Raw genomic sequence first — 15524 nt, forward strand, 5'->3', positions numbered from 1 at the left:
CGTCTACACCCGGATCACGATCAATGCCGGCAGGAGTTGCCTTCCAGGCATGCATCAAGGTGTGGTCGCGGATGTTCGCAGCCTTGAACCGGTGACCCTCGATCATCGCGCTTTGCGTCTGCGAGAGGCCCAGTTGCCGGCACATCACAATGGCCTCCGCGCAAGCGGTTTGCCCTTCGTTCACTGGAGGAAGACATGATACGCTTGCCGCTTCTGAACGGCGCTTGCCGTTTTTCGCCGACGATCGCCGTGCTTCTGGCGGCTCTTCTGAGTTCGGCAGGCAACACGCCTGCAGAGGACATGACGCCGGCCCGCATCAAGGCGGCGACGTCGGCCGTCGACACTGCCATGATCAAGGCAAACACCGCGACGTCGCAGGACTGGCCAACCATCGGTTTCGACTATGCCGAGACGCGCTTCTCGAAACTGAATCAGATCACCTCGGACAACGTCAAAGGCCTCGGGCTCGTATGGAGCTACAGCCTCGCCTCGGAGCGGGGCATCGAGGCCACGCCCGTCGTGGTCGACGGCATCATGTTCCAGACCGGCCCCTGGAGCATCGTACATGCGATCGACGCGCACACCGGCAAGAAGATCTGGAGCTTTGATCCCGGCGTCAACCGCGGCGAGGCCTACAAGGGCTGCTGCGACGTCGTCAATCGCGGCGTTGCCGTCTACAAAGGCAAGGTGTTCGTCGCCGCCTATGACGGCCGGCTGATCGCGCTCGATGCTGCGACCGGCGAGAGGGTGTGGGACAAGGACACGCTGATCGACCACGATCACTCCTACACTATCACGGGCGCGCCGCGCGCCTTCAACGGCAAGGTCGTGATCGGCCAGGGCGGCGCCGAATACGGTGCGCGCGGCTATGTCACCGCCTTTGACGCCGAGACCGGCAAGCAACTCTGGCGCTGGTTTACGGTGCCGGGCGACCCGTCCAGACCGTTCGAGGACGCCTCGATGCAGGCGGCTGTAAAGACCTGGGATCCATCAGCCAAATACTGGATCAATGGCGGCGGCGGCACGCCCTGGGATACGCTCACCTTCGATCCCGACTTGAACATGGTTTACATCGGCACCGGCAACGGCGCGCCATGGAATCGCAAGATTCGCAGCCCCTCTGGTGGCGATAACCTCTATCTCGGCTCGCTGGTTGCACTGAACGCCGACACCGGCAAATATCTCTGGCACTATCAGGAGACGCCCGGCGACAATTGGGACTACACGTCGACCCAGCCGATGATCCTGGCCGACATCAACATCGATGGCGCGCCGCGCAAGGTGATCCTGCACGCGCCGAAGAACGGCTTCTTCTTCGTGATCGACCGCACCAACGGCAAGTTTATCTCGGCAAAGAACTTCGTCGACGTGAACTGGGCGACGGGCTACGACGCCAAGGGTCGGCCGATCGAAGTGCCGGCTGACCGCAGCGACGAGCCATATGACGCCATCCCCAGTTCTGACGGGGCGCACAATTGGCATCCGATGTCGTTCAACCCGCAGACCGGCCTCGTCTATCTGCCAGCACAGAATGTGCCGCGGAACCTGACGCCGGAGAAGAACTTCACGCAGAACGCCGCGACAGCCGGCAAATTCGGCGGCATCCTGGGTTGGAATGTCGGTTTCATGCTGGATGCGACCCGCTCGAAAGCGCCTGCCTTCGGCCGCCTCATCGCCTGGGATCCGGTGAAGCAGAAGGAGGCCTGGCGCGTCGAGTATCCGTCGCCGTGGAATGGCGGTACGCTGACGACCGCTGGCAATCTGGTGTTCCAAGGTACGGCCGACGGGCGCTTCGTCGCCTATGATGCCACAAGTGGCAAGAAGTTGTGGGAGACACCGACCGGGACCGGCGTCGTGGCGGCGGCCTCGACCTACCTGGTCGACGGTGTGCAATATGTCTCAGTCGCCGTCGGCTGGGGCGGTTCCTTCGGCATGGCCGCGCGTGCCACCGAAAACCGCAGCCCGGGAACGGTCTACACGTTTGCACTTGGCGGCAAGGCGAAGCTGCCCGAGTTCGTGAGGTACCAGACCGAGAATCTGCTCGAAGGCGTTCCCTACGATCCCAAGGACTATGAATCCGGCGCCGCACTCTATGTCGCGGCCTGCGCCCCCTGCCACGGCGTGCCCGGTGTCGACAAGGGCGGCGTTGTCCGCAACCTCGGATACGTCCCGAAGGACGAGATCATCAAGTTGAAGGACATCGTGTTCGACGGGCCTTTCAAGGATCGCGGCATGCCTGACTTCACCGGCAAGCTGAAGGACGAGGATATCGTGAAGATCACGGCCTACATCCAGGGCACGGCCGATGCCGTGCGGCCAAACAAATGACGTTGTGCAGGCCGCTGTCTCCGCCCCGGATCTTTCGCGCTGGCTCCGATTCCACGAGCCCGGGCATCTTATGGCTATTCGACGAGGCTTTCGCTGTTGAGATCCGGTTGCTCGATGGCCGAATTTTACAGCGAAATGGGGCTTGGCATGTGCATGTGGAGGTGAGTTGAGGCTTCCAGGTGACTGGATGGCGTCCAGATTGATGTCGGAATGGACGAAGAGCGGTCGCCAAGGACCAATCGTTGAACCGCATGCTCGGTCAACGCGCCAGCCGAGATCGCAGCCGCCAACTGAAGCCAAGGACGAATGACTCACAGCCGTAGCGAAGAAGAACGAGGCTACGAACTGCCGCATAAGCCTCGGTCTGGGGTCTGAACCAGTTCGGACTTTCGTTGTGTTGGCGCATACGGCCTGCAGCTTCATAGGGGTGAGAATGGATGACCGCATCTGCGGTTGATCCGATCCGAAGTCGAGTGTCAGAGGTCATTCGGCGCTACCGGGACCATCATCGGCGCCCGGATCAGCCCGGGGAGGGCCTTATCGATCTTGCCAGCGGCCATTTGTCTGGATTCCTGCCTAACGGCCACGACAATGCTGAATTTCTGCGCCGCGTGGTCCGGTCTTGCAGGTTTATATGACGACAAACCGCTATCCCCTTTAGAAAGACTGTCCAGGGAGGTAGATTGTGAGGGAAGGTCAGTGTTCGCACGGAAATCAAGGAGCTCGACTATCGCGCGGGCCTTTGCGCCTGGAACCGTCCGCGAAGACGTTGCGGCTCGCCGCAGAGTGATGGTCGAACCGATGACGGCGCCGGCATTCGCGCAACCAACGGCAATGACCGGGAAACGCTACGCAAATGATTCTGGAATCCGTTCGCGAGATGTTAGCATTCGGCGCAAGTGATCGTAGGGGTCCAGGAGCGCGCTTCCTCCCGGAGGGATGCGGTCGCGAGAAAAGCAGATCCTCTTCGCTGATCTGCAGCTGGCGCGCTTCTTTCGCAAACGAGAATCTGCATGGCTGAGAAAGCAATCAAATGAGCACCTGCAGCGAGCGCGTATTCGCCATGGCGCGCGAGCGTTTCAGCGAAGCGTTCGGCCCTGTCGGTAAGATCATCGCGGCCGAGCGCCATGCCCCGGACACGCACCGGGACGTCTCCCGTTCTCAGCTTGACCAGAAGCTGGACAATCGGCGCATCCATTGTGCCGTGGTCGAGGATCCGCTTTTGCGGGTCAACTGTTGGCGTGCGGGCGCTCTGGCCGCAGCGCTCTGCGGCGAGGGCGCTTCATGAGGATCGACTGCGAGGTCCACGCCTTCCGCCGAGAGACGAGGTGTGCCGCGCCCGTCATTGACGGCTCCTTGCAAGAGCTGGAAGGTGCCGCGCGCGACTGCGCGGTCACCGGGCTGGTCCTGGTCCAGCCCGCCTTCCTGAACGATGACCCGACAGAGCTGTTCGCTCAGGCGAGCGAGGCCACAATGCCGGTGAGGCTCATTCCGCCCCTCGTGCAACCGCTGGCATCTGAGGTCCTAGAGGCGTGGGGCCGATCAGGCGCCGCGGGGTTGGCGGTAAGCCTCGACAATCCCGATCCGCTGGCCGAGTCCTTCAAGGCCGCGCTTCAGCTGGGCTTGCATCTGGAGGTGTCCGGCGGCATCGACGGACGTGAGCATCTGGCCGAGCTGCTTCTGGCGGACGGCCATCGCCTCGTGTTCCGAGGCTTCGGACTTGCGGACTGCGTCCGCGATCCGGCCTGGGATCAGCGCCTGGAGCGGCTTCTGGCGCTTGCGAAGGGCGCCGAGGTGTGGGTGAAGATGTCGGGAATCGCACGCGTCCCTGATGGCTGGGACCGGGCAGCAGCGCGCAAGATGCTGGAGGCGCTCGGACCGGAACAGCTGCTGTTCGGGTCGGAGTGGCCGCACATGACAGCCGCCCACGCCTATGTGCCATCCTACGCGCAGACTATCGCATGGTTCGAGACACTCGTCCCGGACGAGCACGCCCGCGGGCGGATGCTTGGCGAGACGGCTGCTGCCCTCTACGATTTCCGCAACCAAGACCCGGTATATGTTCGAAAAATAGCCGAATAAACATGCAGAGCGCGTCCCTTCGCTGGGCTGTATGGCGCCGAAGAACCTTTGGCTTGAGGGGCGCCGGCAGAACAGGCGACCCATCAAGGCTTTCTTGGACCCCATACCGCAACGGGCGTAGAATAAGTAGAGCACAACAGTAGGCCGGCACCGGCGCAGGTTGGGCTATGAACCCAGGAATGCAGACCACGGGTGGAGGTGTGGGTTGAGGGGCTGATGGATGTCTGATCGATTTCCGATCTTCGAGATTGTCTTGAAACAGCGCGGACGAAGGTTGCTGTGGTCGCTCTACACGAGAGAAGGCACGCTGGTCATGACAGGTACAAGAAACAGTCGATCCGCTGCCAATTATGAAGCGAACAGGGCGCTTTTTCTGATGCTGCTGAGCGCGCCGTACTATTCGCGGCTTTCGGGTGGAGAGATCCAGGCGGAACACGAAGCGCGCGCGCGGCGCTCTCTTCCGCCAAAGACTAGAATGACATGACGTTCGAGAAACGGCGGCGCGCGTAGCCGTTCGGGTTCGGGTTGCAGGCTTCAGGGATTTCTTTTGTCAATGCTGACGCTGGCAACGCGACTGTCGAGGCGCCGCGATAGCTCACGCAATCTTAAGTGGCCTCCAGAAGGGCGGCCTTTTTGCAAAGCCGGACCAGCCACCGGCAAAACGCACGCGCCATTTCGGAATTGTCACTGCGATCGACCGCATAGGGCCGACATTGCATGCCGCTGCCGGTCCGTGCCCCCGGCACCACGTGCAGAACGCCTCCGCGCACCAAGATGTTTTCTTAAAACAGCGCGGGCGAAGGTGGCTGTGGTCGCTCTACGCGAGCGAAGGCACGCTGGTCATGACGGGTTCAAGAAGCAGTCGATCCGCTGCCAATTATGAAGCCAACAGGGCGCTTTTTCTGATGCTGCTGAGCGCGCCGTACCGTTCGCGGATTCCGGATCGAGAGATCCAAACTGACCACCAGGCGCGCGCGTGGCACTCGCTTCCGCCAAAAGATTAGGGTCATGTGGCGTTCGAGAAACGACGTGCGCTTAACCGTTGAGGTTCACAAATAGAAGTATCCAGGGCTCTTCTCAATACTGACGCGGACAGTGCGACTTTCGAGGCGTCGCGATAGCTCACGTGATCCTTAAGCGGCTTCCAGAAGAGCGGCCTTTCTGCAAAGCCGGACCAGCCAGCGGCAAAAGGCACGCGCCATTTCGGAATTCTCACTGCGGTCGACCGCAAAGGCCCGATATTGCATGCCGCTGCCAGTACGTGACCCCGGTAGCACGTGCAGAACGCCCCCGCGCACGAGATCGCTGACAATAATCTCGGGCGCTACCAGAAGGCATTTTCCCGTCATGACCGCCGGTAGAGCGAGGTAATTGTGGTCGTAGCGCGCTCCCGACTTGATGTCTGCAAAGGTCAGGTTCATCGCCCGCAACCATATTGGCAGTATGTCGGGCCGAGATGTGATGTTCAGAATCGGCATCGCGCGAACGACTGAGAGGTCCTTACCATCCACGTAATCTGGCGCGCCCACACAGACGAGTTGCTCGTTATAGACCTCCCAATCGTCGGCCGGTTCGATGACGGAAAGATCGCGCGTAATCAAGACATCGTAGTGGTCGGAAGATGTCGGCTGAGACAATGAACTGATCACATCCACGATGACGCCGCCCATCTCAGCGGAGAATGCCTGAAGATTCGGAATCAGGAGAGAGTAAGCAAAGGTCGAAAGCGACGTGCGGACCACAATCCGATTGGCGTCCGGACGATTCCGCCGACGCATTCGTTTGGCGGTGAAGCACACCGTATCGAGCGGTTCGGCAACTGTATTGACAAAAAGCCGTCCGAATTCCGTCAATTCGCTCCGCCCACCGCGCCGTTCGATCAGATCCGTACCCAGATAGTCCTGCAGCACGGCCAGATACCGGCTGACGGAGCTCTGTGCTGCTCCCAGCGCGCGAGCGGCGCGCGTTACGCTTCCTTCTCGCGCGATCGCCACGAACACGCGGATCGCACTGAGAGGCACTTCATCGTCTCCGCGGGCCATCTGCAGTTCCGACACCTTCCGGGAAGTCCGCCAATGTTCACGGTGATGCGTTGCCAACCAAGGATATTCCATCACATTATTTGATGCTTACAACTTATTTGACGTATGTAGCCGGATTGCTGCTCATTAATGACATCTCGCGCACAAAACCGGGTGCGGTCGGTACGATCCGTACAACCAGCCGCAACACTTCAATTTGATCGCCGGCTTCAGAGCCGAGTCTTGAGCGCGCCGTGAGATTGGTTTGCGCGAACGCTTCTTCTCGCAGTCGACACACCACCCGGCTTTCTGGAGGGGAGAGCCGTTTACTCAAATCTTCTCAACAGAGCCACGATAGCACCTGATCGGAGCTCGCGCGCCATCTACGGTGTTAGAGTCTTGACGGTTGCTGCGGGAAGGACGGTTGCGTTCAGCGCAGGAACCGAGCTTCAGCGGCCTTAACCTGGTCCATCGTCTGAAGTCTGAAAATCTCCTCCACCGGCAGAATGTCCTTGTGGACGTTCTGGACGCCGCCGTCGGCGATGATCCGGCGGAAGGTCTCCTGCATGGCAGTTGCAGCCGCGCGAACGCCGTAGTTGCCGTAGATCATTATGCGGATATTGCCGAGCGCCTTGACCCGCTCGGCATTGAGATCCGGGTAGGCGTTCGGCACGATCACCAGCGGCACCGCTCCGGTCCAGGCCCGTGAAAAGCTTTCGATCTCGGAAGGATCCTTTTTTTTCGAATGGATCAGGATCATGTCGGCGCCAGCCTTCACATAGGCTTTTGCGCGATCGAGGGCTTCCGCTTCGCCAAGGCCGGCGATCAGCGCTTCGGTGCGGGCGATGACGAGAAAATTCGGGTCCCGCCTTGTCGCAACCGCAGCCTCGATCTTGCCTTGAAACTCCTCAATGCGCAGCAGTTCCTGGCGGCCGCCGGCAACAAGACTAGTCACTTTCGGAAAGGTCTTGTCCTCGATGACAACGGCGCTGGCGCCGGCCCGCTCGTATTCGCCGATGGCATGGATGACATTGATCGCGTTACCGTAGCCCGTATCGATGTCGGCGACGATCGGTAGCCTCGTGCGTCCGGCAATTGCCCGCAGCATGTCGAGATGCTGTGTCATCGAGATCAGGCTCATGTCCGGCAGGCCGTAAAGTGCCGACAGCTCGAACCCGGAAGCCCACAGGCCATCGAACCCGGCTTGTTCTGCGAGGATCGCCGAAAACGGGCTATGGGCGGCCATGATGTGAACAAGACCGGTCTCGGCCATGCGGGCGCGGAGGCGTTTGGCAGGGGACATCGGACGGTCTTTCAGGACAGGGCCGCGCAGGCGGCGATGATACGGTCGCAGGCGCGGGTGAGATCCTCGAGTGAGGAGGCATAGGAAATGCGGATATAGGGCGAGGCCATGAAGCCGCTCCCCGGCACGACGGCCACAGCGAAAGCATCGAGCAGATACATGGCGAAATCGGTGTCGGTTTCGATCACCTTGCCGTCCGGTGTGCGCTTGCCGATGACGCCCGCGCAGGAGGGGAAAGCGTAGAAGGCACCGTCCGGCACCCGGCACGAAAGTCCATCGGTCTGGTTCAGCTTGGCGACGACGACATCGCGGCGCTCGAGAAACGCGCTCGCGAATTCCTTGATGTGATTCCTGCCGCCGGACAGCGCCTCGACGGCGGCATATTGCGAAATCGAGCTGGTATGCGGGGAGGTCTGGCCTTGGACGAGGTTCATGGCCTTGATGAGCGACAAAGGTCCCGCGCCATAGACGTTTCCATCTCTGATGAACGCTGCGATCGCTCACTTCCATTGCGTGCCTCGCTCTCGCACAGATTGCGATGAGCATACGCATCCCGAGCCGCTTCGTCCGACGTCCACCAATGTCGCGGCTGCTGCAAAAGGCGGTGCCCCATTTCCGACTTATGTCGCAATTGTTTCGATGGCTTGAAGCGACGCAATCGATCGCCGTTGTTCTCAAGCGTTTGTTTTCCGCGGCTGATCTCGCTGGCGCCGCAGCTGGTACGATACTTGCTATCCTCATCTCGGGTCCTCGGAAGTTATGGAGAGGAGCGCGTGCACGGTATCGTCTCCATCATGCAGCATCGTCAGCTTTATCGCAGCCGGAACTCCTGCGGGTCAGTTCCAGCGAGAGGCGTCGACGTGATCCCCACGATCTACAACGAAGAACGCAATGCTCCTCAACCTCGCCTCTACCGCCAGCGGAAGTCACCGATCCGGTGGCGGGAACCACTTGACGCCGCTTTCGTTCGCGTGTGCCGGTGCGCATTCGCGCGGCCGGATCTAGGTCAAGTGCGGCATAAAGGTACCGCCGCGGTAGCCGCGCAAGCGGGCGCAAGTCGGCCGCACCTGGTACGAGCGCATAGTTCGAAGAAATGAGCACCGCTTCTCATACGGCTATGCGTGAACAAGAACTGAAGCGTTTTGCTCCATGGTGACCACTTACAGGCGCGGCCTGAAGCATGAATATCGAGTGGTGTTGCAGCGCGCTGGCCCAGGAGGATCCAAGTGCGGCGTCATGCCTTCCAATTTCCCAGAGCATCAATCAGAGCTGGTACCGATGATACCTATTAGGAAGACGTCAGCGATCCGAGAACTGCACCTCTTACGTTGTTATGTGTTGCGGCCGCTGCGATGCTGGCCTCATCACAAGCTAACGCAGATGATGATCTGATGGAGGCTGCTAGGCAGAGTTTCAGACCTATCCCCTCGGTCGTACTCGCGGTAAAGGACAACCCGGTCACCCACGAGAAGGTCGAACTCGGTAAGATATTGTTCTTCGATCCACGAGTGTCGGCGAGCGAAATCATTAGCTGCAATACCTGTCACAATCTTGGTACGGGCGGAGTGGATGCCGGTCCGACTTCGGTTGGTCACGGCTGGCAACTGGGACAGCGTCGGGCCCCAACCGTCTATAGCTCAGTCTTCAATGTGGCGCAGTTCTGGGATGGACGCGCCGCAGACCTCAAGGCGCAAGCAAAGGGACCTGTGCCGGCGAGCGTCGAGATGAACGCGACCCCAGATCATGTGATCGACACGCTGAACTCGATGAGCGAGTATGGGGTCATGTTCAAAAAGGCGTTCCCAAGCGAGGCGTCGCCGGTCACCTTTGACAACTTTGCCAAGGCGATCGAGGCCTTTGAAGCGACTCTCATTACACCCGCGGCCCCTTTCGATCAGTACCTTGAAGGCGATACGAATGCTCTCAATAATCAGCAGAAGTCAGGTCTGAAGCTATTCATGGAAACGGGATGCTCCTCTTGTCACAACGGGATCAACGTCGGTGGACAGGACTATTTCCGGTTTGGTCAGATCGAAAGGCCGAGCACAAGCCTACGTCCGACCGCCGACAAGGGCCGCTTCGCGGTCACCAAAGTTGCCAGCGACGAATACGTATTCCGCGCAGCGCCGTTGCGTAATGTCGCGTTGCGACCGCCATACTTCCATTCGGGTCAGGTTTGGAGCCTGAAACAGGCTGTTGGCGTGATGGCGAAAGTCCAGCTTGGTGCCAAGCTTAGCGATACGGAAGAGAACGATATTGTCGCATTTCTGAATTCGCTGACCGGGCAGCCGCCCAAGATCGAGTATCCGATATTGCCCACGCGTACCGACGCGACGCCGCCGCCAGCTTTAGGCAAATAGGATGGTTCTTCGCTGTCGGTGACATTGCGCGTGGCTGAATGCAAGGTCTGCAATGAAGAGAGTCGGGCGTCGGCAAAACATCACGTTGATAAGGCGGACAACGATACAAGCAGGATGCGTACGCAAGTGCCCGATCGGAAATCGAGAGCAGCTGCGGCGAGCACCAGGTGACCACGCCCCTACGCCGCGCTTCAGGCTTGGCGCGCCTGTGACAGCGCGGCTAACGCAGCCGAGGAGTCGGTCGCCTGCGACCTTGAGCTACCAGCAGGCACGATCGCGTTTCTCCGGCTTGTCTGCGCCTGTTGAGCCAACATCAAGCTGAGCATTGCAGGGCACAGAAACGGCAAAAAAGAACCCCGGCCTGGGGCCGGGGCGCTCGTTTCATCGTCTTGACGCGATTAGATCAGTATCTGGGAACTACCGGGCCCCAGAACTTGTAATTGAGCCGGGCGGTCACAACGTCGAAATCCTGCCCGATGCGGTCGCTCGCGGTCGCGCCAGCGGCAGTGGCGAAGTTCACGTTAGCGTCCTGCCTGAAGAGGTGGTCATACTCGACGCCGAACGACCAGTTCGGCGTGAAACCGACTTCGACGCCCGCGCCGACCGTGCCGCCCCAGCGGGTGTTGTCGGTGCTCGCCAGCTGGGCGCCGGTGAGGGTGGAGTTGACCTGATAGGTGTTGCTGGTCTCCGCGGCACCGACCTTTGCGTAGAGCAGTACGTTGTTGATGGCGTAGCCGATCTGGCCAGTGAAAAGGCCGAACCCACCAGTCTTGGTCTGATTGATGTCACCCGGGAAGGCGAGGCTGACATTGGAGCCGCTGAGACCAGCCCAGTTGCCCTGGCCTTCGATACCGAAGACGACCTGGCCTGACTGCCAGCGATAACCGACCTGGCCACCGAGCGTCCCGCCGCTGGCGTCATGGGAGCCCTCCGGCGTGACGCCCGAAAAATCCCAGGAGCTATGGCTCGAACCCAAACCGCCATTGGCACCAAGATAGAAGCCGCTCCAGTCATAGATCGCGGCCGCGACCGGTGAAGGTGGCGGCGCTTTGTAAACGGGCTGCGCAGCGAGATCCGCGGCAAAGGTGGGCGTCGCCGCATTCAGCGCGACGATGCTGGCAGTCATAAGCAACAAGTAGTTCTTCATTCCGAGTACGCTCCTTCACATGTCCCCTGCACCGTGCGCACTGTTAACAGTGCCGTTGCAAATTGATGTAACTGCTGCGCAACACTCGCGTCCAGGAAATGACGTGAAGCAAACGCCGCGTCAGGTTGTGCGCCGGGACGCGAGGTAAAAACTTACATAATGGTCCCTCGCGTATCGGAGCCTGAAGGCGGGCGCGTCAATCCAACATTGGAATGAAGCAAGAGTCTGTTCGAACCAACGCTTACAAAGAAACTCGTTGCGACGAAGCTGGCGATGGCAACCTCGAATAGCCTGACCGAACCCCATTGCCAGGCATCTCCTTGGACGGCCGCCGGTTAAACGGCAAACACAACGCGACCATCGACGTCCCCGCGACTTTTCACGGCCGTGGGCGGACCGAATCCGCTTGAAAGCGGACGGCATGAAAGCGGCCAAGCCATGTTGAGATGATCTTGCATGGCCGTTCCGGCCAGCCGTCATCACGGGAGACTCTGCGCGCGATCGGAGGGTTCGAATTGTCTGGAGCTCGCGATGGGGAATCTGACGTTCGACGTCGTTCTGCAACGAGCCGGCGATAGCGATCGGGTCAAAAGCGTTGCCAACGCGCGTCAAATAAGGCGGAGGGATGCGATCGATGCCGTACTCTCATGGCGGATGGTGTATGCGGGGCATCCAACGCGGACCTTATGCTCTTGCTTCGCAAACAACCGTATTTGGGCTCCAACGCCGCTGGCGTGCAGGCATTCGCCCGCAACACTCATCGGAAAAACTTGGTTCGACCATGATCGACCCGAAGTGGTGGATTCGGGACATGACGTGTTGACTTTCGAACAACGCAGACCGACCGCGGTGCAAGCTGATCTGCGCGTTTCCGGGCAATACGCTGATCGCGTGCATAGATCAGCGCTTGTGGCCCGGCTCTTGCTTCCAATGCGCGCAGCGGCCTGCGGTGCTTGGCAACAGGCGGTGAATGCGAGGGCTATTGGGAATCTTGCGAAGCAGCGCGCTTGAGAGTCGTCGTCGCCGCCTGTGTACGAGCCATTCTCGATGAGGCGGACGCAACGCACGTGGTGAGGGTGCAAAAAAAGAGGCTGCCCGATGTCGACCGTATACGAAGAAGCCGCCCGGGAAGGGGGCTCACCGTTATGAAGTTTCATCTGAGCGGTTGGCTAGCGTCGCCATGTCCTTGAGCAGGCCATCCACAATCCCACCAGAAAGAAACAATGAAGCATCTGGACGACAGCGGAAGCCTTAAGACCGAGACGCGACTTTCTCATCTCGGCCGTTCGCCCGCCAAACATGCCGGGATGGTCAACGTGCCTATCTATCGGGGCTCGACTATCTTGTCGGAGACCCTGGAGGAATACGGATCGCGAATGCAAGACGATCCGACGGCGAATTACGGGCGCTTCGGCTCGCCTCTGTCGCGAGCACTTGAGGCTGCCGTTTGCGAGTTGGAGGGCGGGTATCGTTCGATCCTCTTCCCGTCGGGGCTCTCTGCTTGCGCGCATTCGCTTCTCGGGGTCCTCAAGGCGGGCGATCATGTTTTGATCAGCGACGGCGTCTACGCACCTCTGAGAACCTTCGCCGACCAGGTTCTCACGAGGTTTCAGATCAGAGTCCAATATTTCCATCCAACGCAACCCTCGGAGCTCGCCGCGAAGATCAACGCAAATACCCGGGCGGTCTATCTGGAATCGCCTTCATCCCTGACCTTTGAGGTGCAGGATATCCCAGCACTCGCTGCCATCGCGCATCAGTCGGATGCGCTTGTGATCCTGGATAACACATGGGCAACGCCGCTTTATTTCAAGCCGTTTGAGCATGGCGTCGACATCTCGATCCAAGCCGCCACAAAATATATCGTCGGCCACTCCGATGCCTTGCTTGGGATTGCCACTGCGAACGAAGCCGCCTGGCCCGCGCTGCGGTCAAGCGCCCATGATTTTGGGGAGATCGCTGGGCCAGATGACATCTATTTGACCCTGCGCGGACTGCGCACGCTGGCGGTTCGCATGAAGCAGCATTGGAACAATGGCCTCGAGCTGGCCAAGAGCCTGCAGGCGCATCCGGCAGTCGACAAGATCTTGCACCCGGCGCTTTTCAACGATCCTGGCCATGCCATCTGGAAACGAGACTTTCTGGGTGCGAGTGGTCTCTTCGGCGTCGTGCTCAGACCGATGTCGCAGCGTCAGCTTTCGGTTCTGTTCAGTCGGCTGCAGCTTTTTGGCATCGGCTGGTCCTGGGGCGGGTATGAAAGCCTCGTGATGCTTGTTGACCCGTCGAAACGAACGGAGACGTCGCTGCCTTTCGCGGGACCGCTGATTCGCACTCACGCGGGCATGGAGAGCGCGAGCGATCTGATCGCGGACCTGCATCAGGCGCTGCGGGCGGCTGGCGAAATGACGGGCGGTGGTGTTGTTCGCAACGAAGAGGCCGCGCTCATGGCTGGGCTTTCCGAGCCAGCTTAAAGTCAGCAGCGTCCAGAAATGAAGGCTGGTCTTGTCAAGAATTGCTCCGTTGCTGCCCAGCCACAGTCGTCTCAGGATCAGGTACGTCCGTCACATGAAGAACGTTTTGGAAGAAAGAACAGGAAAATCACCAGCAATGCCACGACGTCTTATAGCTCATCGTCAGAAACAACGCCCTGAATCCAATACCAGTGGGCCGAACATCGGCGACGTGCTGGCGAAGGACTAGAGACGCGCTCGTGCTTTAAGTCGTTTTCGGAACCATTTTCGCGCGGGCGATTGGTGCGTCGGCTGGATGGTGGTGCCGGAGCTCGGACGCCCGATCGAACGGGCTGCCGCAGAATAGGGGAGAAGCGCTATGACCACCATGACCGCCGCGGTGCCCGCGCGGGCCCTTCGATCCTGGTACAAGGTTCTCTACGTCCAGGTCCTGATCGCGATCCTGATCGGCGTCATCGTCGGCTGGCTATGGCCGTTGGTTGCGACCAACGACTGGATCAAGGCGCTCGGCGACGGCTTCATCAAGCTGATCAAGATGGTGATCGCGCCGATCATCTTCTGCACCGTGGTCTCCGGTATCGCCCATATCCAGGATGCGAAGAAGGTCGGCCGGGTCGGCCTCAAGGCGCTGGTCTATTTCGAGATCGTGTCCTCCTTTGCTCTTGTTTTCGGCCTGATCATGGGCAATCTGTTCCAGATCGGTCATGGGCTCGCCACCAAGCCCGATGCTGCGGCAGTCGCCAACTACGTCAAGCAGGCGGAAGCCGCGAAGTCCGTCGATTTCATCCTCAACATCATCCCAGACAGCGTGGTCGGCGCGCTCGCGCGCGGCGACATCCTGCAAGTGTTGTTGTTTGCGATCCTGTTCGGCTTCTCGCTGATGGCGCTCGGCGCGCGCGGTGACAGGCTGCGCGGCTTGATCGACGACGCAGCGCATGCCGTGTTCGGCGTGATCGCGATCATCATGAAGGCAGCACCGATCGGCGCGTTCGGCGCCATGGCCTATACGGTCGGAAAATTCGGGCCGTCCGCGCTCGGTAATCTGATCGGCTTGATCGCGCTGTTCTATGCCACGGCAGCGCTGTTCGTGGTGATCGTGCTCGGGCTGATCGCGCGCTTCGTCGGGTTTTCCATTTTCAAGTTCATCGCCTATATCAAGGACGAGTTGTTGATCGTGCTCGGTACCTCGTCCTCGGAAAGTGCGTTGCCGCAGTTGATGGAGAAGCTCGAGCGGCTTGGCTGCTCCAAGCCCGTCGTCGGCCTCGTGGTGCCGACCGGCTATTCCTTCAACCTCGATGGCACCAACATCTACATGACGCTAGCGACGCTGTTTATCGCGCAGGCGCTCGGGGTCGATCTCACGTTCGCCCAGCAGCTGACCATCCTGGTCGTGGCGATGCTCACCTCGAAGGGCGCTAGCGGCGTCTCCGGTGCGGGCTTCATCACGCTGGCCGCGACGCTCTCGGTGGTCAATCCGGCGCTGGTGCCTGGCATGGCTATCGTGTTCTCGATCGACAAGTTCATGAGCGAGGTGCGCGCGCTGACCAACCTCACCGGCAACGGTATCGCCGCAGTGTTCGTGTCCTGGTGGGAGGGCGAGCTCGACCAGGCCACGCTGCATGCCGGGCTGAACCACGAGATCGATCCGGCAGACGTGGAAAGAGCGATCACGACCGCTGACGTCATTCCTCAACGCCCCCGAAGGGAGGCGAATCAGAAATCCAGGGATTCTGGGCACGAGAGCACGAGCCCGCCTCGAACGCGCGCGACACCCTGACGACATGAGACACCACGGAATCGCAAGCATTGGAA

At 60.1% G+C, this 15524-nt stretch carries 10 protein-coding genes and 1 pseudogene; 7 read left to right on the forward strand and 4 right to left on the reverse strand.

Annotation, left to right across the window (positions count from 1 at the left end):
• Positions 1-195 precede the first annotated feature (195 nt).
• The 4 genes from ACP2YO_RS13830 (at position 196) to ACP2YO_RS13845 (ending at position 4894) form a co-directional block, all read left to right on the forward strand.
• A complete protein-coding gene (locus ACP2YO_RS13830; protein ID WP_426441332.1) occupies positions 196-2328 on the forward strand; it encodes a PQQ-dependent dehydrogenase, methanol/ethanol family in 2133 nt (710 codons plus the stop codon).
• Between the two features lie 1033 nt (positions 2329-3361).
• Positions 3362-3616: a hypothetical protein gene (locus ACP2YO_RS13835; RefSeq protein WP_426441333.1), complete on the forward strand. Its 255-nt coding sequence runs from the start codon at positions 3362-3364 to the stop codon at positions 3614-3616.
• Positions 3613-4410: an amidohydrolase family protein gene (locus ACP2YO_RS13840; RefSeq protein ID WP_426441334.1), complete on the forward strand. Its 798-nt coding sequence runs from the start codon at positions 3613-3615 to the stop codon at positions 4408-4410. Before ACP2YO_RS13835 ends, ACP2YO_RS13840 begins: the two co-directional genes overlap by 4 nt.
• Positions 4411-4630: 220 nt before the next feature.
• On the forward strand, positions 4631-4894 hold the full coding sequence (locus ACP2YO_RS13845; protein ID WP_426441335.1) for a hypothetical protein: 264 nt from the start codon (positions 4631-4633) through the stop codon (positions 4892-4894).
• Positions 4895-5543: 649 nt separating this feature from the next.
• Here the strand turns inward: ACP2YO_RS13845 and ACP2YO_RS13850 are convergent.
• From ACP2YO_RS13850 to ACP2YO_RS13860, 3 genes are all read right to left on the reverse strand, one after another.
• Entirely contained in the window at positions 5544-6452 is a 909-nt protein-coding gene (locus ACP2YO_RS13850; protein ID WP_426441336.1) for a LysR family transcriptional regulator, read from the reverse strand.
• Positions 6453-6861: 409 nt separating this feature from the next.
• Entirely contained in the window at positions 6862-7734 is an 873-nt protein-coding gene (locus ACP2YO_RS13855) for an isocitrate lyase/phosphoenolpyruvate mutase family protein (RefSeq protein ID WP_426441337.1), read from the reverse strand.
• Between the two features lie 11 nt (positions 7735-7745).
• Positions 7746-8186 (reverse strand): aminotransferase class I/II-fold pyridoxal phosphate-dependent enzyme, encoded by a 441-nt coding sequence (locus ACP2YO_RS13860; protein WP_426441338.1) that lies wholly within the window; start codon positions 8184-8186, stop codon positions 7746-7748.
• Between the two features lie 900 nt (positions 8187-9086).
• Between ACP2YO_RS13860 and ACP2YO_RS13865 the strand changes: the two genes are divergently transcribed.
• Positions 9087-10094, forward strand: a complete 1008-nt coding sequence (locus ACP2YO_RS13865) for a cytochrome-c peroxidase (RefSeq protein ID WP_426441339.1) — start codon at positions 9087-9089, stop codon at positions 10092-10094.
• A gap of 403 nt (positions 10095-10497) precedes the next feature.
• Here the strand turns inward: ACP2YO_RS13865 and ACP2YO_RS13870 are convergent, their stop codons facing one another.
• Positions 10498-11241, reverse strand: a complete 744-nt coding sequence (locus ACP2YO_RS13870; protein ID WP_426441340.1) for an outer membrane protein — start codon at positions 11239-11241, stop codon at positions 10498-10500.
• Positions 11242-12464: 1223 nt separating this feature from the next.
• Between ACP2YO_RS13870 and metC the strand changes: the two genes are divergently transcribed.
• Positions 12465-13712: a cystathionine beta-lyase gene (metC, locus tag ACP2YO_RS13875; protein WP_426441341.1), complete on the forward strand. Its 1248-nt coding sequence runs from the start codon at positions 12465-12467 to the stop codon at positions 13710-13712.
• Between the two features lie 358 nt (positions 13713-14070).
• Positions 14071-15387: pseudogene (gene dctA, locus ACP2YO_RS13880) on the forward strand (C4-dicarboxylate transporter DctA); the annotation flags it as partial.
• Between the last annotated feature and the right edge of the window lie 137 nt (positions 15388-15524).

The organism is Bradyrhizobium genosp. P (assembly GCF_049949265.1).
Lineage (GTDB): Bacteria > Pseudomonadota > Alphaproteobacteria > Rhizobiales > Xanthobacteraceae > Bradyrhizobium.

Bases quoted from the DNA above. Each gene is read 5' to 3' on its own strand.
- ACP2YO_RS13865 (WP_426441339.1), top strand. From the start codon at position 9,087: ATGCTGGCCTCATCACAAGCTAACGCAGATGATGATCTGATGGAGGCT.
- ACP2YO_RS13870 (WP_426441340.1), bottom strand. From the start codon at position 11,241: ATGAAGAACTACTTGTTGCTTATGACTGCCAGCATCGTCGCGCTGAAT.
- ACP2YO_RS13830 (WP_426441332.1), top strand. From the start codon at position 196: ATGATACGCTTGCCGCTTCTGAACGGCGCTTGCCGTTTTTCGCCGACG.
- ACP2YO_RS13855 (WP_426441337.1), bottom strand. From the start codon at position 7,734: ATGTCCCCTGCCAAACGCCTCCGCGCCCGCATGGCCGAGACCGGTCTT.
- ACP2YO_RS13850 (WP_426441336.1), bottom strand. From the start codon at position 6,452: ATGGCCCGCGGAGACGATGAAGTGCCTCTCAGTGCGATCCGCGTGTTC.
- ACP2YO_RS13840 (WP_426441334.1), top strand. From the start codon at position 3,613: ATGAGGATCGACTGCGAGGTCCACGCCTTCCGCCGAGAGACGAGGTGT.
- ACP2YO_RS13835 (WP_426441333.1), top strand. From the start codon at position 3,362: ATGAGCACCTGCAGCGAGCGCGTATTCGCCATGGCGCGCGAGCGTTTC.
- ACP2YO_RS13845 (WP_426441335.1), top strand. From the start codon at position 4,631: ATGTCTGATCGATTTCCGATCTTCGAGATTGTCTTGAAACAGCGCGGA.
- metC (WP_426441341.1), top strand. From the start codon at position 12,465: ATGAAGCATCTGGACGACAGCGGAAGCCTTAAGACCGAGACGCGACTT.